22 protein-coding genes are annotated in these 26,863 nt (G+C 32.5%); 14 read left to right on the forward strand and 8 right to left on the reverse strand.

Annotation, left to right across the window (positions count from 1 at the left end; all coding sequences use genetic code 11):
- Positions 1 to 273: 273 nt before the first annotated feature.
- Complete coding sequence (locus JYK00_RS07370) at positions 274 to 1,335, reverse strand: SpoIIE family protein phosphatase (protein WP_207566268.1); 1,062 nt, start codon at positions 1,333 to 1,335, stop codon at positions 274 to 276.
- Positions 1,336 to 1,471: 136 nt separating this feature from the next.
- On the opposite strand from JYK00_RS07370, the gene JYK00_RS07375 reads away from it, so the two are divergent.
- The 7 genes from JYK00_RS07375 (at position 1,472) to JYK00_RS07405 (ending at position 10,563) form a co-directional block, all read left to right on the forward strand.
- Positions 1,472 to 3,295, forward strand: a complete 1,824-nt coding sequence (locus JYK00_RS07375; RefSeq protein ID WP_228288144.1) for a heme NO-binding domain-containing protein — start codon at positions 1,472 to 1,474, stop codon at positions 3,293 to 3,295.
- Between the two features lie 301 nt (positions 3,296 to 3,596).
- Positions 3,597 to 4,754: an amino acid kinase family protein gene (locus tag JYK00_RS07380; protein WP_228288145.1), complete on the forward strand. Its 1,158-nt coding sequence runs from the start codon at positions 3,597 to 3,599 to the stop codon at positions 4,752 to 4,754.
- Entirely contained in the window at positions 4,751 to 6,055 is a 1,305-nt protein-coding gene (locus JYK00_RS07385; protein WP_207566271.1) for a homocysteine biosynthesis protein, read from the forward strand. The genes JYK00_RS07380 and JYK00_RS07385 overlap by 4 nt, the downstream gene beginning before the upstream one ends.
- Positions 6,052 to 6,747, forward strand: a complete 696-nt coding sequence (locus tag JYK00_RS07390; RefSeq protein WP_207566272.1) for a UPF0280 family protein — start codon at positions 6,052 to 6,054, stop codon at positions 6,745 to 6,747. The genes JYK00_RS07385 and JYK00_RS07390 overlap by 4 nt, the downstream gene beginning before the upstream one ends.
- A gap of 4 nt (positions 6,748 to 6,751) precedes the next feature.
- Positions 6,752 to 7,678, forward strand: coding sequence for a methylenetetrahydrofolate reductase (locus tag JYK00_RS07395; protein WP_207566273.1), 927 nt, complete (start codon positions 6,752 to 6,754; stop codon positions 7,676 to 7,678).
- A 3-nt stretch (positions 7,679 to 7,681) separates the two neighbouring features.
- On the forward strand, positions 7,682 to 8,221 hold the full coding sequence (locus tag JYK00_RS07400) for a methionine synthase (RefSeq protein WP_207566274.1): 540 nt from the start codon (positions 7,682 to 7,684) through the stop codon (positions 8,219 to 8,221).
- The gene (locus tag JYK00_RS07405) at positions 8,218 to 10,563 is read left to right on the forward strand and encodes a homocysteine S-methyltransferase family protein (protein WP_323128256.1); all 2,346 of its coding nucleotides are present in this window, start codon (positions 8,218 to 8,220) and stop codon (positions 10,561 to 10,563) included. The genes JYK00_RS07400 and JYK00_RS07405 overlap by 4 nt, the downstream gene beginning before the upstream one ends.
- A 92-nt stretch (positions 10,564 to 10,655) precedes the next feature.
- Here JYK00_RS07405 and JYK00_RS07410 read toward each other — a convergent pair whose 3' ends face one another.
- Both JYK00_RS07410 and JYK00_RS07415 read right to left on the reverse strand, forming a co-directional pair.
- Positions 10,656 to 11,525: a hypothetical protein gene (locus JYK00_RS07410; RefSeq protein ID WP_207566276.1), complete on the reverse strand. Its 870-nt coding sequence runs from the start codon at positions 11,523 to 11,525 to the stop codon at positions 10,656 to 10,658.
- Between the two features lie 410 nt (positions 11,526 to 11,935).
- The gene (locus JYK00_RS07415; protein WP_207566277.1) at positions 11,936 to 12,628 is read right to left on the reverse strand and encodes a hypothetical protein; all 693 of its coding nucleotides are present in this window, start codon (positions 12,626 to 12,628) and stop codon (positions 11,936 to 11,938) included.
- A 168-nt stretch (positions 12,629 to 12,796) separates the two neighbouring features.
- Here JYK00_RS07415 and JYK00_RS07420 point away from each other — a divergent pair, with 168 nt between their 5' ends.
- The 5 genes from JYK00_RS07420 to mggS all read left to right on the forward strand — a co-directional run bounded on the left by JYK00_RS07420 (position 12,797) and on the right by mggS (position 18,650).
- Complete coding sequence (locus JYK00_RS07420) at positions 12,797 to 14,005, forward strand: ABC transporter substrate-binding protein (protein ID WP_207566278.1); 1,209 nt, start codon at positions 12,797 to 12,799, stop codon at positions 14,003 to 14,005.
- A 70-nt stretch (positions 14,006 to 14,075) separates the two neighbouring features.
- Positions 14,076 to 14,945 carry a carbohydrate ABC transporter permease gene (locus tag JYK00_RS07425; RefSeq protein ID WP_207566279.1) on the forward strand — a complete coding sequence of 290 codons (870 nt, stop codon included), beginning with the start codon at positions 14,076 to 14,078 and terminating at the stop codon, positions 14,943 to 14,945.
- Positions 14,945 to 16,225 carry a carbohydrate ABC transporter permease gene (locus JYK00_RS07430; protein ID WP_207566280.1) on the forward strand — a complete coding sequence of 427 codons (1,281 nt, stop codon included), beginning with the start codon at positions 14,945 to 14,947 and terminating at the stop codon, positions 16,223 to 16,225. Before JYK00_RS07425 ends, JYK00_RS07430 begins: the two co-directional genes overlap by 1 nt.
- A 32-nt stretch (positions 16,226 to 16,257) precedes the next feature.
- Positions 16,258 to 17,358 (forward strand): ABC transporter ATP-binding protein, encoded by a 1,101-nt coding sequence (locus JYK00_RS07435; RefSeq protein WP_207566281.1) that lies wholly within the window; start codon positions 16,258 to 16,260, stop codon positions 17,356 to 17,358.
- On the forward strand, positions 17,355 to 18,650 hold the full coding sequence (gene mggS, locus JYK00_RS07440) for a mannosylglucosylglycerate synthase (RefSeq protein WP_207566282.1): 1,296 nt from the start codon (positions 17,355 to 17,357) through the stop codon (positions 18,648 to 18,650). The genes JYK00_RS07435 and mggS overlap by 4 nt, the downstream gene beginning before the upstream one ends.
- A 142-nt stretch (positions 18,651 to 18,792) precedes the next feature.
- Here the strand turns inward: mggS and istB are convergent, their stop codons facing one another.
- The 3 genes from istB to JYK00_RS07455 form a co-directional block, all read right to left on the reverse strand.
- Entirely contained in the window at positions 18,793 to 19,554 is a 762-nt protein-coding gene (istB, locus tag JYK00_RS07445; protein WP_207566088.1) for an IS21-like element helper ATPase IstB, read from the reverse strand.
- The gene (gene istA / locus JYK00_RS07450) at positions 19,551 to 20,765 is read right to left on the reverse strand and encodes an IS21 family transposase (RefSeq protein WP_207566283.1); all 1,215 of its coding nucleotides are present in this window, start codon (positions 20,763 to 20,765) and stop codon (positions 19,551 to 19,553) included. The genes istB and istA overlap by 4 nt, the downstream gene beginning before the upstream one ends.
- 86 nt (positions 20,766 to 20,851) lie before the next feature.
- Positions 20,852 to 21,106: a thioredoxin family protein gene (locus JYK00_RS07455; RefSeq protein ID WP_207566284.1), complete on the reverse strand. Its 255-nt coding sequence runs from the start codon at positions 21,104 to 21,106 to the stop codon at positions 20,852 to 20,854.
- A 229-nt stretch (positions 21,107 to 21,335) separates the two neighbouring features.
- Here JYK00_RS07455 and JYK00_RS07460 point away from each other — a divergent pair, with 229 nt between their 5' ends.
- On the forward strand, positions 21,336 to 22,601 hold the full coding sequence (locus JYK00_RS07460) for an ArsB/NhaD family transporter (RefSeq protein WP_207566285.1): 1,266 nt from the start codon (positions 21,336 to 21,338) through the stop codon (positions 22,599 to 22,601).
- Between the two features lie 61 nt (positions 22,602 to 22,662).
- Here the strand turns inward: JYK00_RS07460 and JYK00_RS07465 are convergent, their stop codons facing one another.
- Both JYK00_RS07465 and JYK00_RS07470 read right to left on the reverse strand, forming a co-directional pair.
- Entirely contained in the window at positions 22,663 to 23,877 is a 1,215-nt protein-coding gene (locus JYK00_RS07465; RefSeq protein WP_207566286.1) for an iron-containing alcohol dehydrogenase, read from the reverse strand.
- Between the two features lie 426 nt (positions 23,878 to 24,303).
- Positions 24,304 to 24,999: a DNA alkylation repair protein gene (locus tag JYK00_RS07470; RefSeq protein WP_207566287.1), complete on the reverse strand. Its 696-nt coding sequence runs from the start codon at positions 24,997 to 24,999 to the stop codon at positions 24,304 to 24,306.
- Positions 25,000 to 25,449: 450 nt separating this feature from the next.
- On the opposite strand from JYK00_RS07470, the gene pepV reads away from it, so the two are divergent.
- Complete coding sequence (pepV, locus tag JYK00_RS07475) at positions 25,450 to 26,853, forward strand: dipeptidase PepV (protein WP_207566288.1); 1,404 nt, start codon at positions 25,450 to 25,452, stop codon at positions 26,851 to 26,853.
- Positions 26,854 to 26,863 lie beyond the last annotated feature (10 nt).

The following is a 26,863-nucleotide window of genomic DNA, read 5'->3' on the forward strand; positions in this document are numbered from 1 at the left end:
CCTTTAATTTGCAAGAGCTTAGTAAAAAACAAGATTCCTCGCTTCACTCGGAATGACAAAAAACAGCGAGAGTTAGCGAGAGTTAGCAAGATTGGTAAAAAAACAAGATCCTTCGCTACGCTCAGGATGACAGAAAAGGTTGGCATTCCAGAGAGCATACGCGACGAGGAAAAGATCCTTCACCTTCCTGCTCTTCAGGAAGATATCTTCCTCATATGTGTTCAGAATGACAGAAGAATAAGATCTTTTGTTCCTTGTAATTTGGAGTGTTTTTTATTTAATCAATACCATGCTTATATCGTCTTTTTGATAAATATCGATATTGTTTTTCATTGCATATTTGTATATTTCAGTTAAATTTTGTGTTTGTTTAAATATTTCTGCAAGACCATTTGCAGTAAGCATTTGTTTCGTATTTGTTTTTAATTCAGTTATCCCATCTGAGTAGAATAGAATTTTTTTGTTTTTAAGATTTATTATGGTTGGCTTAATTTCCGAATCAATAAATCCCATTCCTATGGGGAATGTTCGGGCTACTTCGATAATTTTGGATTGTTTTCCATTAAATATTATTGGATCTGGGTGACCACAACTTATTACTTCTAACTTATTTTTATCAATTTTGCCTATTATAACAGTAAAATAATTCTGGTCACATATGCGTTCGGCTTTTTTTTCCATAATCATTGGCAGTTTACTAATTGAGATGTTACTGTTTTCAAGAATTGAATCTATCATAAGTTTTAACGATGTGGATAACAGTGCCGCAGCGAGCCCGTGGCCACTTATGTCTATGAGCATAATCCATGGTTTTTTATAGTATATCAGGTCTCCTCCCAGTACATTTGATGGATAATAAACAAAATCAATTACTTTGTCTTTTTCTGGTAAAAGTGCCTGCTGAATTTCAAATGCTTTTGATAATTCTCTATCTGCGATTGTGGCGTCTTCAAACATTTCAATTGCTCCAATAATTTCTCCTGAATCATTTTTTATGGGAATAGCATAAACACTTACTGGTATTCTTACACTATTTTTGGTTAAAGAGTATACAGCAAACGGAACCCTGAAATATTTTTTGTTTTTCATTGACATGCTAAGAGGGCATAAATCAGTATGACATACCACTATTCCATTTCTGTCGATATGTTGTAAAACGTTATCTGCACAGGATTTCCCTATTACTTCGTTTGAGTTATAACCTATGAGTTTTTCAGCTGCTTTGTTCCAGTATTTTATTACCCTATTTTTATCAACAACATATGCGGGGATATCTAAAGTGTCAAGTAAATTTATAACTTTATAATCGCCCAAAAATTTTTCAAGAAGATTCATGTTTTTCCTCCTCCCAATATTCAATATCAATTATAAACTTTTTTTAAAGTAGTTCAAAATTTATAATATTCGTGTGTGTGTAGAAGTAATGATTTTTGATATAATTATACATAAAGAGAATCATTGATGCATGGGGGTGTTTGATTTGAAAAGTTTTATTATGAATATATGGATTACAACCTGGAAGAAGCTTTATGGTGAGCAAATTGTTGATTCTTTGATTACAGAATTAGGTGTTGATACAGAGATTTTGCAAAATCCAATAAAAAATGTTGATGACAGTATGGTTGTAAAATTTTCAAGTGAACTTGCAAAAAGGTTGGGGAAAACTTATGAAAAAATTTGGGAAGAAACTGGATATCAGAATCTCTGGTCGTTTAAAAAATTCTATCCTGGTTATTTTAAAAAGAAAGGATTATTATCATTCATGAAAGATATGGATATGGTACACAAAGCTTTAACAAGAAGAATTAAAGGAGCCAATCCTCCAAGAATAATTTACACTTATATTGATGAAAAAACTGCAATAATACGATATGAATCTTCAAGAGATTTTAGAAGTTATTTTTTGGGACTTTTAAGAGCTGCGTCTGATTTTTTTGACGATCCTGCAAAAATTGAAGTATTGAATAGCGGAAAAGAGGGTGATAAAACATTTCTTGAAGTTAGAGTTTTAGCTACAAAACCGTTCGGTAAAAAGATCATTTTAAGAAAGTTCAAAGCGCTGTCGTTTGGGTTGATGAAAAGTTTTACTTCTAACTTTATTGTATTACTTCCTATAGTAGTATTTTTATCGTCAATAATATTTTCAAGATTTTTAAATAGTGTATTTTCAGCTATGGTTACATCAATAATAGTTCTTATTGCCATATTTTTTGGAACAACTGATTTGAAAAAGGGGTTTAAAGCACTTAAAGATTTAAACAAGCTTTATGAAGAAAAAGATTTCAGTGATATCATTATTGTCAAAGGCGAACGTGGTTTTGAAGAAGTTTTCGATAAAACTTTAAAAGCTCACGAGAATTTGAAAGAGTTTTTCACAGCGCTTCAGGGAGATACTGAAGAACTTTTAAATTTCTCAAATAAGACAGTCAGCTCTATCAATGCTGTGCAAGAGCAAATAGACACTATGAAAGAGTTATCAGGTCAGGTTGCAGATACTGCAATCCAGATCAGTAATGATGCAGAAAAAATTTCTGAAGCTGTTTCTTCAAACGTTGAAACGATCTCAAAAACAATTGAGGAGCAAAACAGCATAGTGAAAAATTTAAATGATGCAGTTGAGAATATTATACTTGCAGCAAAAAGTGTTGAGGATTCTTCAGATAATATAAGCACTGTAAGTGACAATTTTGAAGCGATAGCAGCACAAAGTAGCGAACTTAAAAATCAAGCAGATGAGATTAAGGGGATAGCCAATACGGTTATGAATATAGCTGAACAGACAAACTTACTGGCTTTAAATGCTGCAATTGAAGCTGCGAGAAGCGGTGAAGCAGGAAGAGGATTTGCCGTAGTTGCAGATGAGATAAGAAAGCTCGCGGAAGAAAGTAAAAGTTCTGCGAATAAAATTTCCGAGTTTTTAAATTCAATTTCTTTTGGTATAGAAGAGTTGAGCAATGGAGTCATGAGCGAATATGAAAATCTAAAAACACAGTCTATTAAGCTTTCTGAAAGCGCAAAGCAAAGTAAAAAATCGAGTAAAGTAATATCTGAGATTACTGTACAATTGAATTCTTTAATTGAATCATTAAATAATGAGGCAACTAAACTGGAAAATATCACTACCAGTATTCAAAATCTTTTGGCAATATCGGAAGAAAGTTCTGCAACAGCAGAAGAGATCAGCGCTTCTATTCAAAAGTTTTTAGGGGAATTGGATGTAGTGTTTGATAATGTGTCTCAAACAATAGGGCTTTTAAAATTAATTCAGGATAATCTAAAAGAGTTGAAGTTGTAATAAGTCATGCAAAGATAGATTTGTAATAAATTAATTGAGTGTATGAAAATGTGAACGATAAATTAATATCTTGACATAAGGGTATATTTTGTTAAAATAAGGGAAAATATAGGAGGGGTTGTATGATAACGGGTGATATAAAACTTAAAGTGAAAAGTCTAATTAATTTCAATGTTAATATGATGATAATGTGCGGCGAGTTTGATAACTGGCCGCAGTTGTTGCTATGTTATTAAAGTAAGCCATTTGTATAATGAGAAGCGGCCAGTGAGAATTATGGCCGCTTTTTTTTTTTAAGGGGGTGAGTGATTTGAAAATTGTAAAGTTTGGTGGTTCTGTGTTCAAAGATGAAAATTCTTTTAATTCAATTTTGAAATTGCTCGATGATAGTAAAACAGTGATTATTGTGTCAGCACCTTTTGGAATCACAGATAGACTTAAAGAAAATGCTATATCCAGTGAATTTTTATTGATGATGTACAGGCGTTTCAAGCAATTATTAGGTTTTGATTCAAGTGTTTTAAAACAGAGGGTATTTGAAATTGAGTGTGAAAAAAATTTTGAGAAAATTTTATCGCATGGGGAAAGGTGTAATTCACTTGCACTTAAATTGTTTCTTGAGAAAAAAGGATTTGATGTGGAGGAAATACTACCTGAAAATATAAATTTTTCACTGACAGAATACGGTGAATTTAATTTGGATCAAAAGATTAGCAAATTTTTTGAAGAAGAAAAAACGTATATTGTACCTGGTTTTTACGGAGTTTTTAATGGTCAGATAAAAACAATAGGAAGAGGGGGAAGTGATTACACAGCGACTGCTATTGCATATTTATTAGATTCTAAAGAAGTAATTCTTTATAAGGATGTGAGCTCAGTCTTCTCATGTGATCCAAAAATTGTTAAAAATTCTGTTCCGATAACAAAAATTTCTTATGAAGTAGCAGAGCTTTTATCGTATTTTGGAGCTAAGGTTATTAACTATAAAGCTATAAAACCAGCAAAATTAAAGGATATTAATGTCAAAATAAAAAGTGTAGATAGTGAATCTTTTACACTTATTTCAAAGGAAATGGACTTAAATGTTTTTTCCATAAGTTATTTAGAAAGTTTAATATTGATAAAAGGATATATAAAGGAAATTCCGGTAAATGCTAAATATATGGATGTATTTCATAGGAAAGCCTGGATTGTGGCAACTGAAGAACAGGCAAAAGAAATAGAACAATGTTTTTATAATCCAGTTTTGATTGGAAATCTTTCCCTTGTTTTTGTTACAGGAAACATTAATATCGAAAAAAAACTTTTAATACTGAATACTTTGTATTCTAATAAATGTGATTTTTTTGTTTTAAAAGATGATGAAAAATTCATAATTTTATTGGTGAAAAGAAAGAATGTTAAAGATGCTGTTAATATAATTCATAATATTTTATTTGCAAAGGAGGCGGTTGTATGAGAAGTTTTGAAGAAATAAATGAAAAAATATCTAAAGGTAAAGTTGTCGTTGTAACGGCAGAAGAGGCGGTAGAGCTCTCTAAAGAAAAAGGGGTAGATTATGTGTATAGAAATATAGATGTTGTTACTACAGGAACATTTGCCCCTATGTGTTCTTCCGGAGTGTTTTTTAATTTTGGTCACACGACGCCACCTATGAGAATGGAAGAAATAACGTTAGATGGAGTATTAACCTATGGTGGACTTGCAGCTGTTGATGGTTTTCTTGGTGTGACACAGGAATTTGAAAAAACAGGCGGAGCGTTTGTTATCGAAAAGCTGATATCGGGAGAGGATGTACTTCTGGAAGCATATGGGAAAGGAACAGATTGTTATCCTGGAAAGCATGTGAGGGGCTATATAAACAAGGACATAATTAACGAATTTTACTTTTTTAATCCAAGAAATGTTTACCAAAATTATGCGGCGGCTACAAATAGTTCAGGACGAATGCTGTATACTTACATGGGGAAATTATTGCCACATTTTGGAAATGTTACGTATGCAACTTCCGGAGAATTAAGTCCATTGTTAAAGGATCCACAGTTGGAAACCATTGGCATAGGAACCAAAATCTTTTTTGGAGGAACACATGGTTATGTAGTCTGGAATGGAACACAATTTGCACCATCCAATCAAAAAATACCTAAAAGCCCTTCCAGAACACTTGCGGTAATAGGTAATGCAAAGGAAATGTCTGTGGAATATATAAAAGCTGCTCGATTTAAAAAATATGGTGTTACTATGTTCATAGGAATAGGTATTCCAATTCCTATAATTGATGAGGAAATAGCATATTATGTAACACGTTCAAACGCAGAACTTGTTACAACTATAAAAGATTATGGAAAATGTGGAAAACCTGTTTTGAAAGAAGTAACTTTTAAAGAGTTAAGAAGCGGGAGGGTTGAATTATCTGGAAAATCGGTAAGGACTTCCTCAATTACAAGTTTAAAAATGTCACGAAAGATAGCTAAAATCTTGAAAGAGCAAATTGAAAACAAAGATTTTTACCTCACTAAGCCTGTTTCTCCCCTTCCCAAAACAGCAGATTACAAAAAATTGTCTGTGAAAAGTACTCCTTCTTCAAAAAAATTGCAAGAGAAAAGATGTATAGAATGTGGACTATGTTGCGGATACTGTGATTCAATCGTTATGAAAGACGATAGCATTGAATTTTACAATGGCAAATGCACAAATTGCGGCTTATGTGAAGATGTCTGTCCTGTTGGCATTAGACTTCCATGGGGGTTATTGAATTGAGGAGATATTATAGAAAATTTATGAATTCTCATTTATTTTCTTTCGTCGTAAAGTATAAAGAAAGTGACCTCTGGATAGGTCTGGATAAAACGATTCCAGGACTTCCGCTTATTGTTTATGAATACATAGTAAATCTCAGAAAACAGGTAGAAAGTTATCAAAATCAACAATTTTTTGAAAGTTTTACCCCAATTGATTTCGACGAAAAAGCCCCGGACATTGTAAAAGATATGATTCTGGCTTCAAAGAAAGCAAACGTTGGGCCTATGGCCGCTGTGGCAGGAGCTTTTGCAAAGTTTATTGGACAATTTATTTTGAAACAGGTTGCACTTGATAAATTGATAGTTGAAAACGGAGGAGATCTTTATATTTATTCTTTGGAAGAAACTACCATACATATATTTTCAGGTTCTATAAATTTATTTTTGATTTTACCTCCCGGAGAATTTGGTGTAGCAACATCTTCTGGGACCATTGGGCACTCAAAAAATTTCGGAAGGACTGATTCAACAACAATAGTTACTCGTGATCCCACACTGTCTGATGCTTATGCTACAGCAATATCTAACAAAATTAAAAATGTTTATGATGCCAAAATTGTATTAAAGGAGAAATATGAAGATATAGAAGATATAGTGGTAGTTGTTGATAAAACCGTAGTGTTGAACTGTTCGCATGAGATAAGGTGGTGAGATTTTGAAGATATCACAAATTGACAAATTTTTTGTGTCTATTGAAATAGTTCCTCCTTTAAGAGGACATAGTATTGACCAGATTTATAAAGTGTTGGATAAAATACTTCCTTTTGATCCAGCATTTATCAGTGTTACCAAACATCCACCAGAAATAGAATATTATGAGATAGATGGACATATTTTAAAGCTTCCGAAAACAAAAAGACCTGGAACAATAGGGTTAGTTGCAGCAATAAAAATGAAATACAACGTAAATGTTGTTCCGCATATTACATGTGCAGGGAATAGTAAGTTTGAGCTGGAAGAAACTTTAATTGATCTTGATTTTTTGGAAATTGACAATATTTTTGTAGTAAGAGGAGATAAATCAAAAAATGTAGTAAAAAAAGACTGGCAATATGATTATGCATATCAACTTGTCGAACAAATTTCTAATATGAATGCAGGAAAGTATCTTTATCAAAACGCTAAAAAAACAAATTTTTGTATAGGTGTTGCAGGATATCCTGAAAAGCATTTCGAATCTCCAAATATATTGGAAGATATAAAATGTTTAAAGAAAAAAATTGATTCTGGTGCAAAGTTTGTAATAACTCAAATGTTTTTTGATGAAAATAAATATATATCTTTTGTAAAAAAATTGAGAGAACAAAATATAAATGTTCCAGTAATACCGGGATTAAAACCAATTACAAAATTCAAAAGTGCTTTGAAACTACCGGGAAAATTTTACATAGACATTCCTGAAAAGCTATTAAAACAGTTAAGTGAGGCAAAAACGGAAAAAGAAGAATTTTTGGTTGGGGTTAAGTATATGTTGAGAATGATAGAAAATTTAGTAGATTTTGGAATACCAGGTATTCACTTTTTCACAATGAGTAAAACAGATGCCATTGTTGAAATATTAAGAAATATTCAGGGGTGTTAAAAGATGACTTACCTTCCAAATGATATAGAGTTTATGCCATCAAAAAAGATGATTTTTGCACGGCTTGGTGTCAGATATAAAAATGTGGATCAATATTTTAACAAAAAAGTGAATGATATATATGTTGAAGGTATGAAATATTCAAAACCTAAGGTTTGGTGGAAAATATTTGACAGAGTACCTGAATCAATTATGCCAGAAGAATTTTCTGGAGTAAAAAAGATAGTTGTTTTTGTTTCTACTCTTGGCAAACATATAGACGTAAGGATAGATAAATATATGAAAAACAATGAAATTCTTAATGGAACTATTTTAGATGCATGGGCTTCAGAAGCTTTAGAAGCTTTGAATGAGTCATTTGATATAAGGTTGAGACATATGTTTGGAGAAGGAACCAGAAGATTTTCTCCTGGTTATGGCAATGTAGATATAAGGGAGAATAAAACAGTTATTAGGCTTATGAAAATAGAAAGTATAAAAGTTTTTGAGAGTGGAGTAATGATTCCCAGGAAAACTACAACATGTATGATAGGGTGGTGGTGATTTTGACAAGAAAAGAATTTTTAGGGCTTTTGAATGAAAGAATACACTATCTTGATGGTGCATATGGTACGGAATTTTTTAGATCTGGTTTTAAGGGAGTTATAGAAATTTTAAATATTGAAAATAAAGAAATGGTTTACTCATTACAAAAAGCTTATGTAGAGGCAGGTGTTGATTTTTTGTTAACAAATACTTTTAGTGCAAACAGGTTAAAACTTGAAACATTAAAAGTGAATTATGATTTAAGGGATATAAATTATAACGCGGTGAAAATTGCAAAAATGGCTGCAGCAAATAAAAACGTTTACATACTTGGAGATATTTCGTCAACGGGACATTTTATAAAACCATTTGGGGAAATTTCTTTTAATGAAGCGTATGATGTTTTTAAAGAGCAATCAGAAATTTTATTAAATGCGGGAGTTGACGGTTTTATAATAGAAACTATCTCAGATTTGAAAGAATTAAAAGCTGCTATTCTGGCTATTAGAGATCTTGACGATGACATACCTATAATTGCCCACATGACGTTTAATAAAAATGGAGTTTCCGTTACGGGAACAAGCGTTGAGATTTTTGTCACTCTTTTAAATGATCTGGATGTTGATGTTATAGGTACAAATTGTACACTTGCTCCCGAAGAATTAGTACCTGTTTTTAAAAAGATTTCTGAGTATTCAAAGAAGCCTGTAAGCGTTGAACCAAATGCAGGAAAACCAAGACTTCAGAGAGATGGAAGTGTTATTTACAAAGTTTCCAGGGAAAGATTCGCAATTTGTATGGAAGATTTCATCGAAATGGGTTCAAATATTATTGGAGGTTGCTGTGGTACTTCCCCTGATCATATAAAGTTTATGATTGAATTTCTTGGAAAAGTAAAAAGTAAAAAACGAAATATTTTGCTGAAAGAGTTTGTCTCAAGCAGAACGAAAATAAAAAGTACTGAACCTTTTCTTATAATTGGCGAAAAGATTAACGCATCTGGAAAGAAAAATTTTCAACGTAAGATTAGAGAGAAAAATACGGAAAAAATAGTAGAACTCGCTATTACACAAGAACAGGAAGGTGCTCATGTTTTGGATGTAAATTTGGGGATAGAAAAACTTCTTGAAAGTTCCCATTTTACTACCGTTATAAATGAACTTGATAAAGTGAGTTCTTTACCGCTTTCTTTAGACATTCAACAGTATGAATTTATGGAGGAAGCTTTAAAAGAGTATGTTGGACGTCCTATAATAAACTCTTCTACGTGTAAGACAGAGCAACTTGATAAGGCTATTTATTTATTAAAACGGTACGGAGGAATTTTAATACTTTTAACTATGAAAGATAAAATTCCAAAAACTGCAAAAGAACGTGCTGAGATAGCGAAAAATGCTATAAAATATCTTGAAAAAAATGGCATAAATAAAGAAAGAGTTTTTGTCGATCCTCTTGTCCTTCCAATTGGTGCGAAAAAAGATCCGTATGTAACTATAGAAGCAATAAATATTTTATCCAGAAGTGGTATAAATACAAGTATAGGACTTTCTAATCTTAGTTTTGGTATGCCAAATAGAGAGGCGCTAAACTCAGCTTTCCTGGCGCTATGTATAAATGAAGGTTTAAGTGCTGCTATATTAAATACTTCTGAAAGAAGTACGATGAATGTTATATTTGGTAGTTTAATGTTAAAAGGTATTGAAATAACTGAGAAAAAGAAATTTTTTGAAAATCCAATAGTTAATATGATATTGAAAAAAAAGGAAACAGATTTAAAAAGAGAAATAGAAAAGTTACTCGAAGACTATTCTCCATTGCAAATAAGTCAGGATATACTTTCAAAAGCTATGGAATATGTGGGAGAACTTTATTCTAAAGGAGAAATACACTTGCCCGAGTTAATTCTTGCCGCAGAGACTGTTAGTCCTATATTTGAATTTTTAAATAGCTTAATTGAAGAAAAAGACAATAAGCAAATAACAACAATATTATTGGCAACAGTTGAAGGAGATGTACACGATATAGGAAAAAAAATTGTGGGGACAGTATTGAAAAGTGCAGGGTTCAACATTATAGATTTAGGAAAGGATGTGCCTGCTAATGTTATATTAAGCGCAATAAAAAAGTATAATCCAGATATCTTAGGACTTTCTGCGATGATGACAACTACGATAGGAAAAATAAAAGAAGTTAAAGACCTACTTAAAAATGAAAATATAAAAATACCTATAATAGCTGGAGGAGCATCGATGAATGGTGAAATAGCCAAAAAATTTGGAGTATTCTATGCTAAAAATGCTTCGGATGCTTTAAAATTAGTAAAGAAACTGTTAAAAGATATAGAAAAAGTTATAGGATAAGCGAATAATGTTTCCGATTTTACAGGGAAACCCATAAAAAGAACAATTTGAATTGGAGAAATTCTCTCTCCCATTTGAATGTTATGTAATATTCAGTTGTTACTGTTTAGATAGATCATCACCTCTTTTTCAATTGTACTGAAACTTAATTGTGCTATCTCTTTTATACTGTATTTTTGTTCTAATTTTTTTATAAATTCAGCTCCTAAGTAATAACCAACATCACTGATTCCTAAAATTTTATGCCAATCTCCGAAAAACTTTTTTACGCCTTCTTTTTCCAGCGCTTGTCTATACAATTTCTTTAGAGCATTTTTCTTTTTTCTACATTTTTCAAGCCATTCTTTGCCTCGTGGATCAGTATCCTTTTCAATTAATTTATTTTGATAAAATTGAGCGAAACCTTCTTCGTATAATCTCCATATTCCTATATTGTATTCATTTTTTTCCATTGCTTCTGGTAAATCATCTTCACCTCTTAACTCGAAATGTATAACATGACAAAGTTCATGTGCTACAAGTGGTTCGAGTTTCTCTTTAGTATGCCACTCAAGTTCAGCAATCTTATCAATTCCAAGAAGAATAGCTCTTTTTCCGTTATATTTATCTACCCACCCAGCACTGTTGCAAAGTCCGCAGTATAGCACCATGTACAATTCTAAATTTAAATCAAATGTGTGTGAAACTCTTTTGCTTATATTGTTAATAACCTGTATTAAGTTATAATACGCCTGAACCATTTTTTTAAAATTTTTTTTGGTATTATTAAAAACCCTATTTTTTGCTATTTCTCGCCAATTGTAACCGTATAGTTCATAGTCTTTTTTTATTTTGTTTTCAAGTTCTGGATATTTGCATATGTATGCTTTATTCCACAAATCAATTTTTTCATCTACAGACAAATCTAACTTATTCTGAAAAACCTCTTTGAATTCTTTGAATGTGTCGATAATTTTTATCATTTAGTTACCCTCCAGGTCATTTATTTATCAAAAAGTTGCTTTCAAAATAATTTTACCATTTTTAATTGGTTTTATTTTGAAAAAATGTTGATGCAATATAAGAATTATTATATTGCATCAAGAAATTTTCATTAAAAAATGTCAAACAAATGCTGCAAAAGTGCGGATTTTATAATGTTTTCAGCAAATTCGCGTTTAAATCCTTGTTAAAGCCACGAATGATTGTTCTGTATGTAATTGTATATTTGGGTATTCAAAAAGGTGTTTATAGAGGAATATAAACGGTATTTCGTATTACGAATTATTAAATGAAAATGCTTTATGCAAAAACTTGTTAAAATCGAAGTTATTGGAAACGGTTCCGGTATTATTTTAATATTTTTTGTTGCAGTTGTAATAATGAAAAATGTTTACTCATTCTTGTAAACGCTTTCATATAAATCCATGGTGTGAAATATCTGGTATGTTAATCTTGAAAGTTCTAATGAGATGTCTATGTCAACTTTCATGTTTTCCAGCGTGGAGATAATTTCTTTTCGTTCAATTTCTGTATAATCTCTTGGTAAATAATACCCTAATGTAACATGTGGAATAAATAATCTTTCAAGTTTTATTAATTTATCAAAGACGTTTCTTATATTAAACAGTATTTCTACTGTGGCATCAACTGGAGCAAACATGATACCAATAGCAGAACCTCCATTATATAGTCCAATTGAACTCATTTTTATAATCTTGCGTTTTGGTAGAGTTTTAAATATTTCAGGAATAATTTTTTTATTGTATTCCATGCAGTTTTTTATGTTATTTGTTGTGCTGGTGTTGCACAAATCATGCAATGTCAAATGGAAATATTTTTTGCTTAGCGGTTTTGCCAGAAGATCTGGAATTTCTGAATAGAGTTTTTTCTGAATTGTATATACTTTTTCGATATCTTCTTTGTTTAGGGAAAATACTATTGTATCTCCTTTAAATTCTTTGTAATTTCCGTTTTTATCTACTTTTTCGAAAAGTTCTTTTTTTGGATTCCATTGCTTTTTAAGTGCTTCCAGACTTTTTTTTCGATATTCTTTCAGGTTATTTATATATCTTGATAAATTCATTATACCGCCTCCTGTAAAGTTTTTTTCTGTTCATAGAAAATAATACCATATAATTCGAAATATTTTAAATTAATCTAATTTTGTAAACGCTTACACTATATGATAATATTACCACGGATGGGAAATTTTGGAATATTTCTTAGCGCATTCCAAAGAGGAGGTGGGGTCATGCGTAAAGTATTTATTGTGTTGTTAGTGTTAATGGTTGTTTTTGCGTTCAGTGTTGAGACTCTGGTTGTCACTTCAAGGCTCTGGACACCACCAACAGAGAAAGAGTTTATTATTAACGAGATTATCAAACCTTTCGAAGAGATGTACAACGTTAAAGTAGTATTCCAGACAATGGATGACGAGTCGATTTTGAAGCAAGTAGCTGTTCAGGAACAAACTGGAAAGATCACCACCGATGTTGTTATAGTGTATGCTTCGAAAATGCCAGAATGGGTTGAAAAAGGCTATGTTGTTGACTTAACTCCTTATGTTTCCAAATGGACGGATAGGACTTTCTCAAAGGGTTTCGACACAATGACAGTGTTTGATGGAAAGAGGTATTTCTTGCCAGTAGGTGCCGATGTTTATTTGACATTGATTAATAAGAAGGCGTTACAGTATAAGCCAGAGGACGTAGATATAGAAAATCTTACATGGGAGCAACTTGCTGAATGGGCAAATCTTGTTGCACAAGGTGAAGGTGAAGGGAAATTTGCAGTAACCGGTGTTCCAATGAAATCTCTTATTTACCAAATTGGTGCTATAACATTGTCATACGGTGGAGACTGGCCAAATCTTGATAATCCTGGAGCAGTTGCAGCCTGGTATCTTGTATACAAAATGAAAGATGCATTTGCACCTGCAGTTAAGACATACGATGACACAAGGCCACCAATGAAGAGGGAAGAGACATGGATGACGGTTGCACACTCTGCGCGTGTTGGAGAAGTTTACAAGAGTAATCCAACACAGTTCATTATAGCACCAGCTCCAAAAGGACCTGCTGGAAGAGGTTCAGTTGCTGGAACAAGTGGACTTGCTATTGTTAAAGGTACAAAACACTTTGACCTTGCACTCAAGTTCCTGGAATATATGACAAGACCAGATATAATTTTGAAATCACACAAAGGTACAGGTGGATTTATTCCTCCAGTCGATGAAGCAATTAATTATCTTGGTGATGATATAGAAGACCAGGTTGTGAAAAATGCTATAAAGGTTTTGAAAGAGGGAGTTTTATCCTATATTGCACCTACATGGAAAGACTGGGGTCAGGTAAAACTGGTTTACGATGAAATATTCAAGAAAATGATTCTTGAAGATAAGAGATTTGAGCCAGATCTTCTTGAGTTCTACCAGATAAAGATAAACAGTCTTAAAAAATAGACTTTAAGGGGGCCCAGCCCCCTTTAATTAAAAGAAAAGAGCAATTAAATGGTTAAGGTGGTGACTTCTCTTGAATAAAGTAGAAAGTAGAAAATGGATACCGTATATTCTGATTGCTCCAACAATTATTTACTATATAGTTTTCTGGCTAAGACCTGTCATTTCTGCTGTTGTTTATAGCTTTTTTGATGACAATAATATATTTACTTTGAATAATTACCTGACAATATTTAGAGATCCTAATTTTAAGAAAGCTGTTATAAATACAGCAATTTTTGTTGTTATTTCAGTTACTCTTGAATTTTTAGTTGCTCTTGGACTTGCGCTAATTATAAACAAAAAATTCAGAGGTGCTCAATTGTTATTATCAATTGCATTGATTCCTATGGCGCTTCCAGCTGTTGCTGTTGGTGCCATGTGGTCAAGTGGTTTTGCAACATATGGCTGGGTGAATAGTCTTCTCCATCATTTAGGCCTTATTTCCGCAGATGGTAAAATAGTTTTTCTTGCAGGAAGTGATTTTCAATCCCTTATGTTGATCATTCTTATAGACGCGTGGCAGGTCATTCCATTTATGATGGTGATACTTCTTGCAGGACTTCAGGGACTTTCTAAGGAGGCCATTGAAGCTGGATATATATTTGGAGGAACAAAATTTACGGTCCTAAGGAAAATAACTTTACCCATGCTTAAACCGAGTATTCAAACGGCACTTATACTTAGGATTATTTCTGCTATTCAGGTATGGTTAATCATAGTTATGATTTTTGGCTATAGAAGAATACCGGTGCTTCTTGAAGAAGTGGTGTTTTATGAAGAGCAGTTATTGGGTTTCTATCGAGTTGCATTGGCTTATTCCGTTATAGTTTCAATAATTGTTTCTATAGTTTCGGTGATTTATTTAAAAGTTTCCGGTGCGTTTGAGAAGGGGGAACAATAATGAAGGTTGCAAAAATAATACGACAGACACTTTTTTATATAATAGTGGCAGGGATTGTATTGGTTATACTTACGCCTATTTATTTTCTTGTAACCATTTCTCTAATGTCCGACCAGGAAGCTTATGATTGGCCAACTCAAATGATACCAAGTTTTTTCAATAAATTTAAATTGGAAATAGTAGATAATGAATTTTTAATAAGTGTGTATAGTCCTGCAAAAAAAACTTATGTAACTATAAAGCAGTCTTCAAATTTTGAAGATCTTCAAAAATTTGTGCGTAATAAAACTAATTCTACGATAAAAAAAGAACTTTTTGAGACTCAGGTAAAAAAGCTGGAGAAAATAATTCAGGAAAATAAAGATAGAATTGATCTTTTAAGAAAAGAGAGGGATAAACTCAAAAGACAGATTAACAGACTAACCGTCGAAACTGTTCGACTTAAAAGCCAGTTAGAAATGGCGGAAAAAGCCAATATGCAGGAATTTATAGATATGATAAAAAAACAAATAGAAGATAATGAACAAGAGAAGGCTGAACTTGTGAAGAATCTGGAAAATGTTACAGCAGAATTGGATAAAATTGGTGCTGTTCATTTTAGTGTTGCTAAGAATATTTTTGACAATTACATAAATTTCTTTAGAGTTACAAGCGATGCTTTGCCTGCTCTTTTGAGAAGTGTACAGGTTGCGGTTCTTACAGTGATTATTTCCCTTAGTATAGGCGGAATGGCCGGCTATGCATTTGCAAGGTATTCTTTCAAAGGGAAAAATTTATTAAAATTAAGTGTTCTTTTTGTCAGGATGTTTCCCGGTATCTCGATAGCAATGCCTATGGTTATAATACTTATAAATATGGGCTTTTACGATAAACCAATAGGATTGTCTTTAGTTTATTCAGTTGGTCAAATAGGTATGACTGTGTGGATAACTGCCAGTATTTTCATGGGAATTCCCGTAGAATTAGAAGAAGCTGCGATGATATTTGGGACAACACGCAGAGGTGCATTTTTCAAAGTGACATTGCCACTTGCCTTACCAGGTCTTGCTGCAAGTGCTATGTACGCTTTTATTGGGAGCTGGTCTGAAACAGCACAAGCAATAGTCTTAACACAGTTTAATCCTACGTTTCCAGTAGTAGTTTATCAGACACTTGTTGGAGCAAAGGGACTGATTAACTTAACTGCCGCTGGTGGCGTATCTCTGGCTTTACCTGCTGTTGTATTTACTATGATAATAAGGAAATATATCCTTCAAATGTGGGGCGGAGTACGTGTTTAATAAAAATTATAAGATAAAAGGAGCGGTGAAATATGGCGACACTTGAACTTATAAATCTTTCAAAAAGATATGGTAAAAAAGTGTGGGGCGCAAAAGATGTTAATTTAATAGTCAATGATGGAGAGTTTATAGTCCTCTTAGGGCCTTCAGGTTGTGGTAAAACAACCACGCTTAGAATGATAGCAGGTTTGGAAGAAGTAACGGAAGGAAAAATCCTGATAGATAAACAGGATGTAACTTATTTAGAGCCGAGAAAAAGAGAAGTTAGTATGGTATTTCAAAGTTATGCTGTCTGGCCTCACATGACAGTTTATGAAAATATAGCTTTTCCATTAAAACTCAGAAAATTACCTGACAATGAGATTAACAAAGTGGTTCATGAAGTTTCACAGATGGTAAAAATAGAAGAATACTTAAATAGATACCCATCTCAACTTTCAGGAGGTCAAAGACAGAGAGTCGCTCTTGCAAGAGCTCTTGCAGTAAAACCAAAGATTTTTCTTATGGATGAACCTTTGTCTAATCTTGACGCAAAACTAAGAGTGAAGATGAGAACAGAGTTAAAAGCTATTCATCATAAAACGGGGGCTACCACAATATTTGTCACACACGATCAGTCTGAGGCTATGTCTATGGCAGATAGAATTGTTGTTATGAAAGATGGACATATTGAACAGGTTGGAACACCAGATGATGTATATTTTAACAGTGCAAATGTTTTTGTTGCTGGATTTATTGGAACACCACCAACAAACTTTTTTGAAATGGAAATTGTGCGTGAAAAGGGACGTTTGTACCTGAAAAATCAGTTTATCTCCATACTACTTACCGAGGAATTGACACAAATTCTTGAAAAGTACAATAAATCACATTTAATTGTTGGAATACGCCCAGAAAATTTAAAGATAACTGATGATAAAAGCCAGGCAATATTCTCAGAAAAAATTCTTGTTGTTGAGCCGCAGGGCTCGCATCAAATTATAGCTGTTGAACTTGGAGAACAAATAGTAAAGATAGTTTCTCCTGCATTTCCAAAATACAACGCTGATGAATTAGTAAACGTGACTCTTGATTACGAACGTATAATGTTGTTTGATATTGACACTAAAAAAAGATTGGAGATGATTTCATGAATGTTGCTCTTGTTCACTACCGAGCCGGGCTAATGGATGGTGTTTCTCTTGAAATGGAAAAGTGGAAAAGGGTATTGACCAGAATTGGCCACAATGTTGATATAATCGCTGGAAATGGTGAAAAAGGTGTAGATGTGCAGGTTTCATCTATAGGTTTTGAAAATCCAAAATATAGAATTATCAACAAAAACGCATTTGAAAAACTTGAGGATTACACAGAAAAAGAATTAATCGCTGAAATATTTCAGGAAAGTGAGAAGATATACAACGATATAGTGGCAATTTTAGATAAATATGATGTAATAATTCCAAACAATATCTGGTCTATTGGAGCGTTTCTACCATCTGCTGTAGCGTTTACTAAATATGCCAGAAATAATCCAGATAAAATTTTTATAGGTCACCATCATGACTTCTGGTGGGAAAGAAAATACTTTTTAAATGCCACAACTTCTAAAATCACAGAACTTCTTGTAAAATATTGCCCACCGATAGGAGATAATATAAAACATCTTGTTATAAATACCTTTGCAAAGCACGCGCTTTATTCAAGGAAAGGGGTTGATTCTGTAGTTGTTCCTAACGTTATGGATTTCAAGGCGCCAGCTTTTACTAAAAAAGAAATAAACTTGAAAATCAGAGAAACTTATAATGTTTCAACAGGAGCTATTGTATTATTGCAGGCAACAAGAATTACCGAAAGAAAGGCAATAGAGTTGGCTATAGATCTTATATCAAACATGCAAAAGAAAGCAAAAAATTATATTGGAAAGACACTTTACAATGGAGAAAAATTCACAGGTGAAATAGTGCTCGCTTTTTCTGGCATGTGCGAGGATGATGTATATAAATACAAACTTTTAGATAAAGCGTTTGAATACGGTGTTAGAACAATAAATTTATACCCCAATGTGGAAAATAAAGTGTGGTCTTTCTGGGATCTCTATAGTATTGCAGATGCAATAACATATCCCTCCATTCTTGAAGGATGGGGAAATCAACTTTTGGAAGCAATTGTTGCAAAAAAGCCCATAGTACTTTTTGAATATGAAGTTTTTGAAAAGGATATAAAACCGTCTGGTCTGGAATATGTAAGCCTTGGAAACAAATACGAATTATTGGAAAATATTGTAAAAGTAGAGGAAGATATAATAGAAAAAGCTTCTCTAAAGCTGTTTGAGATATTGTTTAATAAGGAGTTATATGAATATACAGTTAACAAAAACTTTGAAATTGGAAAAAATTATTACAGCCTTGAAAGTCTGGAAAAAATCATCAAAGATATTCTTTAAGCAAATAGAAGTATTAGAAGGTAAAAAGGGGGACTTCCCCCTTTTTACTTTTTTCAAGATGAGAGTTCAAAATATCTTTCAATTGTAAAAGTCAAGATAAAAATGCATAAAAAAGGGAAAATAATAATGGACAAAAAAAGTATTATTGCTTAGAAGAATTAGAGAAAAATTCGAGTTTTTCCTTTAATCTATATGATTCACCTTTAATTGAAATTACGTGGGAATGATGCAGTAGTCTATCCAGGATTGCTTGAGCCAGGACAGGGGATCCAAATATTTCACTCCACTCTGAAAACGGTGTATTGGTTGTTATTATCGTTGAATGTTTTTCATATCTTTTTGAGATTAACTGGAAGAATATATTTGCACCATCTTTATCTATTGGTAAATATCCTATTTCATCTATTATTAATACTTTGTATTTTGCAAAATGTTTTAGTCTTACTTCTAATCTATTTTCTTTTAAAGCCTTTTTCAATTGAGCTATTAATTCTTGAAAATGTATAAAATATGTTGAGTATCTATGTTTTGCACATTCAATTCCCAATGAAACAGCAAGATGCGTTTTACCAACTCCTGGAGTACCTACAAATAATATATTTTCATTATTTTCCACAAATCTTAAGCTTTTTAAATCTAAGATTTGTTGTTTATTTATTCCAGGTTGAAAATCAAAGTCAAAATCTTCTATTCCTTTCAAAAAAGGAAAATTAGCAACTTTTACCATTGAAGCAATAGCTCTTTTTCTCTTTGCTTTTAACTCTAATTCACTTAATTCATATAATGCTTCTACTATGCTTTTTTCTTCATTATTTATAAGGGTTATATATTTATCCAGATTATTTTTCATATTTACCAGATTCAATTCTTCCAGATTGTTTTGTAATTTTATATAAACATTCATACATTTCCCTCCTGCAAGAATTTATCCAGATTTTTTAAATTATTCTCACATACTTCTTTTAATTCTTCGCCGCTTTTTATATGCTTTCTCATTAATGCCATATAATGGTTATTAAGATAATTAATTTTTTTACCTGTTATTTCGTGTACTGCTATTAACTCTGTGATATAATACACATAGATGTAGTTCTCATTGATTTTTAAATTAACTATTTTTCCTATGTATTCTGGTGGAACGGAGTATTTATTCCCTTTGTAGTATATCAATGAATCTTTTTGGACTTTAACTTTGACAGAATAATCTACATATGATTCAATGATATGTCTTTTTGGTAGTGGGAATAAATACTCCTTTTCTTTTTGAAACAACAACAGTGGTGGAACATTAGTTGCTTGATTTATTCGTGTGTTGACTTTTTTATTTATCCTTCTGATTATATCCTTTAATTCTTCCTCACTTTCAAAAGCGTAATTATATGCTAATAACCAATTTAAAAATTTATTTGCTGATTCTACTTTCCCTTTGGTATATGAGTGCTTTGGCTTACATAATTTAATTTTAAACCCAAAATCTTTCGCAAAAGCTTTCATCTTGTTGTTTATTTTTCTACCGTTTTCGGTAATATCTACAACAGATTTCATATTGTCGAATAGTATTTCTTGAGGAACACCACCTGTAGCTTTAAATGCGTTGATTAAACATTCAAAAATATCTTGTTGTGTTTTGCTTTGTCTGTATTCAAAGTAACAGTATCTTGAATATCCCAATTTGTAATTAAATACATTTACTACAAATTCTTCACCACTTTTTGAATGTAATCTCATATTTTCTTTCCAATCCACTTGAGCTTGAATACCAGGTAAAGTTTCAAACCTCGGATGTCCTTTAGAATTCTTCTCAGCTCTCAACCCCTTCCTTTTTACATATTTCCTAAAGTTCGAATATGTTCCAATTACATCTCCTTCTTCATCTCTCAATCTTTCATATGCCGCTCTAATTGTAATTCCTTTAATTGACATTAACATCGCTATTTTTTCAAAATATTTATCCAGCTTACTGGGTTTGTTTCTAGTTTTAGGCTTTCCCTGATAACCTTCCCAATACTTCTTTACAGTTCTTCTATCTATCCCATATATCCTTGCTAGTTCAGAAAAGTTAGGTTTCAAATTCATCCCCCTTAACATTTGCAAATGTTGTTTGATTTTCTCCATCTTTGGTATCCCTCCTCCCAAAGGAAGGATACCATTTATGTACATTTTTGTGCATTTTTATTTTCCTCTTTTTGTCCATTTGTATTTTACCATTTACATTCAATAAAATTTTTTATTTCCAGTATACCAAAGTTTCTTGAAAATCTTTTTAGTTCAACTCCCTGATCAATGAAAATTAAAGTTGGTACAGTGAACACCAACATCTGGCCTGCTATTTCTGGATTTGTTACAACATCAATAATTTCAAAGTTAATGTTATATTCTTTTGCAATAATTTCTATTTTTGGAAGAACGGCTCTACATACAGAGCAATTATCGTTTTTAAAATACATTATCTTCATTACTATACCTCCATAGGATCTGAATATTTGTAATCTGGATATATCAAGTCCATTTTAACAGTTTGAAGGTGATTATTGGTTGAAAAATTGTAAAAATTTCTCTTTTATTTTCCAGAAATTTTATTATATGTCTTATAAATGTTACACCAGTAATATTCTAATTGCATTGAAAATGTTATTATATAATATATAAAAGGAAAATATTACAACTAAAGTAGGAGATGGTGAGATGCAGCTTGAAAGTGTATTCACACTGTTAATTGTTGTAATAGCGTACGGTTTTATAATTTTTGGTAGAAAGAACAAAGCAGCAATTACTTTTGGTTTAGCCCTGGTAATTGCTGCTTTTAAATTTGTTAAAGGTATAGAATTTGAAAATATAAGTCGTATTGTGGATTTTGACACTTTGAGTTTGCTTACTGGAATGATGATAATTGTAGCCTTCTTAAGCAAATCTGGTTTTTTTGAATTTTTTTCTGTAAAAGTGGTTAAAATAGGTGGAAAGAGATTTTATCTCACCCTCAGTTTTTTAATGGTAATAGTTGCGTTAACATCTGCTTTCCTTGATAATGTGGTAACTATTCTTGTTATGACTCCAATGATATTCTTTATAGCAGATGTTCTTCAACTTAATCCAATACCACTTATGATGCTAACTCTGGCTATGGATAATATAGGTGGTGCCGGGACATTAATTGGGAGTCCATTAAACCTTGTTATTGGTTCTATAAGTGGTTATTCTTTTAATGATTTTATTATCAGAATGGGACCAGTCGCTATTCTTGCATTTATTGGTGTTCTTATATATTATAGAAGACGTATAAAACTTGATAAAGAACTTTTAGAGCGTATCGAAAAGTTAAAAGAAATGGATGAAAAAGCTGCTGTTACCAATTGGACTATGATGTATACATCTCTTGGAGTTTTTTTGGTTACTATCCTGCTGTTTATGTTGCACAACGTTTTAAATGTAGAATTAGGTATTATAGCTTTGCTTGGTGGAACATTTTTAATAGTTATTTTTAGTGATGGTTATGAAAGTGTGGCTGAGCATATTGACTGGGACATGTTATTTTTCTTTGCCGGGTTGTATATAATGTCTTATGCATTAGAAGAGATAGGTGTAACTCAGACAATTGCTAATGCTCTTTTACCTTTAAAATCTGCTCCTATCTTAAGCATGTTGGTAATTTATGGATTAGCGATTTTAACTGCTCCGATTTTGAACAATGTTCCAGCTGCGCTTATTATCGCTCCTGTAATAAAAATACTGGTAGCCAATGGTTTTTCACAAAGTCTCTGGTGGACTTTTGCAATAGGTGCTAATTTTGCGACCAATTTAACACCGCTTGGCGCTGTTCAAAATATAGTGGCTGTTAGTATGCTTGAAAAACAAATACACCGAAAGTTTGGATTTGTTGAGTTTGTAAAATTAATGTTTATGCCTGTGTTAGTTTCTCTTGCCATTGGTTTTGTATATAATCTGTTTGTATAACTTAAGTAAATCTAAATAAGCCCCTGATAAACAGGGGCTTATTTGTAAATGATGATTATTGTTATTTTGAAATTGATTTAAGTGAATTTTTGTAAATTTCTGTAATAGCTTCTTTTGTTGCCTTAACTGGAGCCATACTAAGTAATAAACCCAGAGAGGGGGTATTCATTGCAAGCTCTACAAGATGTGGAATATCGTCTTCTTTAAAGCCTATATCTTCTAATTTTTCAGTTATTCCCAATGTAAATAGCCAATTTTCTATACCAGCTGCTATTTTTTCAGCCTCTCCAGGAACACCTTTAAGATCCGGTACTATTGGTTCATAAATTTCAGCCAGTACTTCTGGTTGTGCAGGATAGATATGTTTTACTACAGCAGGTAACAATATGGCCAAACCCAACCCATGAGCAAGGTCAGGCTTTACAGCACTTAAAGGGTGTTCAAGAGCGTGTGTAAAATGAAGAAGTCCATTATCAAAAGATATACCAGCAATAGCTGAAGCATACAATAGATAGTACCTTGCGGTAAGATCTTCAGGGTGTGCAAGTGCCTGAGGAAGATATTTGGTTATAAGTCTTATAGTTTCTTTCGCAAGAAGTATAGAATAGGGACTTGCAACCAGAGTAGTAGCTGCTTCAGTTACGTGATTAACCGCATCAATTGAAGTATATTTTGTTTGATTGTAAGGCAATGTTTTCATCAATTCAGGATCATCTATTGCAAACATAGGATAAATACAATCGTATGCAATAGCAGGCTTATATTTTTTATCAAGTATTGATGCAACCGCAAATCGATCAACCTCTGTGCCTGTTCCATGAGTTGTATTAACTGCAATTATAGGTACAGCTTTCGTTGGAATAAATTTTTGTTCGTATAATTCAGTTGCGCTTTTATCTTTATACTCAAGAAGTATAGCAACACTTTTTGCAGCATCGATGGGGCTTCCTCCACCGATTCCTATTACGGCTTTTGCACCAAAGTCTTTACCCAATTTAGTTGCCTCATCAATTTGTTCAACAGTAGGATTTGGACTTACTTTAGTGTACATAACATATTCCACATTTTTTTCTTTCAAAGCGGGTTCAATAACATCCCATGCACCAGTAACTTTGTATGCAATTTCATCAGTAACAACTATGACTTTATCCACATCAATATTTTTTAGTGCATCTGCAATATCTTTAATTTTGTTTATAGCTCCAACACCAAAATAGCAGGTAGTTTTACTTCTGAGTTCAAAAACATTGTAGATGTCTACTTTACTTTCTACCATAATGCTCACCTCCCGATAAAATGTGAATTACTTCACATATAATATACCATGATTTCAATGCTAATTGGTTTCATGGAAGTTAATCCTGTGAAACAGTATGTGTATTTTTTCACAAATATTTTAACTTTAGTTACTGAAAGATTGACAAAATTGGCGAGGTTAGCGAAGTTGGTAAGAAATTCCCCCTCTGTGTCGTTCCGAACCCGAAAGGTGAGGGATCTTAATTGGCGAGTATTATTAAAAAAAGATCCCTCGTCACTTCGTTCCTCGGGATGACAAAAAAAGAAGGTCATTACAGGGAGCATAATGGCAAAAAATATCCTACATATGTTATTCCGAGGAGTAATGCAAATGGTAAAATACAAATGGACAAAAAGAGGAAGGTAAAAATGCACGAAATTGTATATTTGTTCAAACTTCCTTTTTCTAAAATTCTCCATGCAGAAATTTTATTCGTTCATTTTCGGGAAATTTTTCAATAGCGTATCTAAGCATTGTACGGGGCATGGCTTTGTAATGTCTTTTCAAAAATTCTATTTCCAGATTTTTGTCTCTTTTTCCAATTTCTCTCAATGTCCATCCAACTGCTTTATGTATTAAATCGTGTTTATGATTAACTAAAATTTCAGCAATTCTGATCGCGTCGTTAAAATCGTTCTGTTTAATAAAATAATGTGTACTTATAATTGCTATCCTTTGTCTCCACAAATTGTTCGATGATGCAAATTCGTACAAAATTTTTCTATCTTTATTATCTAAGTATCTACCTAAAATATGTGGCGCTGAAGAATCAACCAGGTCCCAGTTGTTAATTTTTTCAATGTTACAAAGGTATATACTGACAACCTTTTCAGGAGATCCTTTAAATTTGTGAATAAGAATAAATACAGCAGTAAGACGATGCTCATGATATTCTGAGTTCAAAAGTTTTTCAGTTTCTTCAAAAGTAAGATTTCGGTATTTTTTTGCAATTTTTCTCAGATAAGGAACACGAATTCCTAAAAATTTATCACCTTCACCATAACCACCAGGATATGCTTGAAAAAATTTAGCTAAAAATTTTGATTTTTCCTCTTCAATGTACTTTTCCAGTTCTTTTTTTAAATCTTCAATTCTTTTCATATTTTTCCTCCATTTTGTATGGAAATTTTTGTTTTTAAGTATGAATAGATTATATCATGAATAATGTTGGCAAGATTAGCGAGGTTGGTGAAGTTAGCGAGAGTTAGCAAGATTGGTAAAAGAGATCCTTCGCTACGCTCAGGATGACATCGCCCTCACATTCGTTCGGAATGACAGAAAAGGAATAGTCATTCCAAAGAGCGTAAACGGCGAGAAATTCTCTCCTGCGTCATTTCGAGGAAGGAATCCAACTTTCGCATGTCATTCCGAACCCAAAGGGTGAGGAATCTTAATTGGCGTGTGTTATTAAAAAAAGATCCCTCGTCACTTCGTTCCTCGGGATGACAAAGAAAAAATCCTTCTTTGGGAATTTTTGTTTGATGAAACTTATGATAAACTTACCTTAAAAGGAGAGCTCTCTGGTAAAACTTAAAAAAAGGAGGTAAGGATATGGACGAAAAAATTGGTTCAAAGATTGATTTGTTAGTTGAGAAATATTTTGAACAGGCTCTGGATTCACTAAAAACTATAGTAGGAATAAAGTCTGTTATGAACACTCCAGAAGAGAATATGCCGTTTGGGGAAGGTCCTGCAAAAGCACTGTTGGAAACTCTTAGAATTTGTGAGCAACTTGGTTTCAAAACTCTAAATGTAGATAATTATGCGGGGCATGTAACTTATGGAAATAAAGGTAAGCTATATGCAATACTCGGACACTTAGATGTGGTACCTGAAGGTGATTTAGAAAAATGGAACAGTAATCCCTATGAATTGAATATTAGAAACGGAAAAATGTATGGCAGAGGAGTTTCTGATGATAAAGGTCCAAGCATAGGTGCTTTATATGCGCTTAAAATTGCTACAGAATTGGTTGAAAGTCCTGAAAACACAGTAAGAATAGTTTTTGGAACAAACGAAGAAAACGGTTCAAATTGTTTAAAATACTATTTTAAAAAGCAACCCTATCCAGATGTTGCTGTTACTCCAGATGGGTATTTTCCCGTTATATTTGCAGAAAAAGGAAATGTTACGTATCAACTCTCAACTGGCCTGAAAAATGATTATCATACAAAGTTATTGAAGATGAACGCAGGAGTTGCACCAAATGTAGTACCTGAAACCTGTGAAGTAGTTATCAAAACAGAAAAAGTTAATGAAATAGAATACACTATTAAAAATCACAAAAGTAATTGTTCATTTGAGTATACAGTAAATGGCGATGAAATAACAATAAGGTCAATAGGGAAATCTGCGCATGGTGCGAGTCCAGAACTTGGAATAAATGCTGCATCTTGTATGTTAGAGTTGTTAACAAAAATTGATTTTGGGCCGGGAAATTGGATTTTTGAAACTTTATTTGAAAAAATAGGAAAAGATGTAAATGGAAAAGGTCTGGATATATTTGGTGAAGATAAAATAAGTGGGCAATTAACGTGTAATCTTGGAATATTAAGGTTCGAAAAGGATCGTTTATATGCGATTATAAATATAAGATATCCGATCTTTTTTAATGAAGAGATGATAACTATCCAGATAAAAGAAGCTTTGAAAGGGTTTGATATAGAGGAAAAGTCCCATAGTAAACCCCTGTATGTTTCAAAAGATAGTTCCCTTATTAAGTCATTGCTAAACGTGTATAGAAGTGTCACAAACGATGAAAGCGAGCCAATTGCAATTGGTGGTGGAACATATGTAAGGAGGGTGCCATACGGTGTGACATTTGGCGCGACATTTCCTGGTGAAGATACTGCAATGCATCAACCAAATGAGAATTGGTCATTAGAGTCGTTTAAAAAATTTATCAGAATTTATGCACGGTTAATTTATACATGGTTAACAGAGGATCATTCATGAATATTAACAT

The organism is Thermosipho ferrireducens (genome assembly GCF_017358165.1).
In the GTDB taxonomy this organism is placed as follows: Bacteria; Thermotogota; Thermotogae; order Thermotogales; family Fervidobacteriaceae; genus Thermosipho_B; species Thermosipho_B ferrireducens.

What these genes read in the sequence shown, in the direction of transcription:
- JYK00_RS07370 (WP_207566268.1), bottom strand. Translation starts at nt 1,335, where the DNA reads ATGAATCTTCTTGAAAAATTTTTGGGCGATTATAAAGTTATAAATTTA.
- JYK00_RS07385 (WP_207566271.1), top strand. Translation starts at nt 4,751, where the DNA reads ATGAGAAGTTTTGAAGAAATAAATGAAAAAATATCTAAAGGTAAAGTT.
- JYK00_RS07400 (WP_207566274.1), top strand. Translation starts at nt 7,682, where the DNA reads ATGACTTACCTTCCAAATGATATAGAGTTTATGCCATCAAAAAAGATG.
- JYK00_RS07410 (WP_207566276.1), bottom strand. Translation starts at nt 11,525, where the DNA reads ATGATAAAAATTATCGACACATTCAAAGAATTCAAAGAGGTTTTTCAG.
- JYK00_RS07415 (WP_207566277.1), bottom strand. Translation starts at nt 12,628, where the DNA reads ATGAATTTATCAAGATATATAAATAACCTGAAAGAATATCGAAAAAAA.
- JYK00_RS07420 (WP_207566278.1), top strand. Translation starts at nt 12,797, where the DNA reads ATGCGTAAAGTATTTATTGTGTTGTTAGTGTTAATGGTTGTTTTTGCG.
- JYK00_RS07430 (WP_207566280.1), top strand. Translation starts at nt 14,945, where the DNA reads ATGAAGGTTGCAAAAATAATACGACAGACACTTTTTTATATAATAGTG.
- JYK00_RS07435 (WP_207566281.1), top strand. Translation starts at nt 16,258, where the DNA reads ATGGCGACACTTGAACTTATAAATCTTTCAAAAAGATATGGTAAAAAA.
- mggS (WP_207566282.1), top strand. Translation starts at nt 17,355, where the DNA reads ATGAATGTTGCTCTTGTTCACTACCGAGCCGGGCTAATGGATGGTGTT.
- istB (WP_207566088.1), bottom strand. Translation starts at nt 19,554, where the DNA reads ATGAATGTTTATATAAAATTACAAAACAATCTGGAAGAATTGAATCTG.
- istA (WP_207566283.1), bottom strand. Translation starts at nt 20,765, where the DNA reads ATGGAGAAAATCAAACAACATTTGCAAATGTTAAGGGGGATGAATTTG.
- JYK00_RS07455 (WP_207566284.1), bottom strand. Translation starts at nt 21,106, where the DNA reads ATGAAGATAATGTATTTTAAAAACGATAATTGCTCTGTATGTAGAGCC.
- JYK00_RS07460 (WP_207566285.1), top strand. Translation starts at nt 21,336, where the DNA reads ATGCAGCTTGAAAGTGTATTCACACTGTTAATTGTTGTAATAGCGTAC.
- JYK00_RS07465 (WP_207566286.1), bottom strand. Translation starts at nt 23,877, where the DNA reads ATGGTAGAAAGTAAAGTAGACATCTACAATGTTTTTGAACTCAGAAGT.
- JYK00_RS07470 (WP_207566287.1), bottom strand. Translation starts at nt 24,999, where the DNA reads ATGAAAAGAATTGAAGATTTAAAAAAAGAACTGGAAAAGTACATTGAA.
- pepV (WP_207566288.1), top strand. Translation starts at nt 25,450, where the DNA reads ATGGACGAAAAAATTGGTTCAAAGATTGATTTGTTAGTTGAGAAATAT.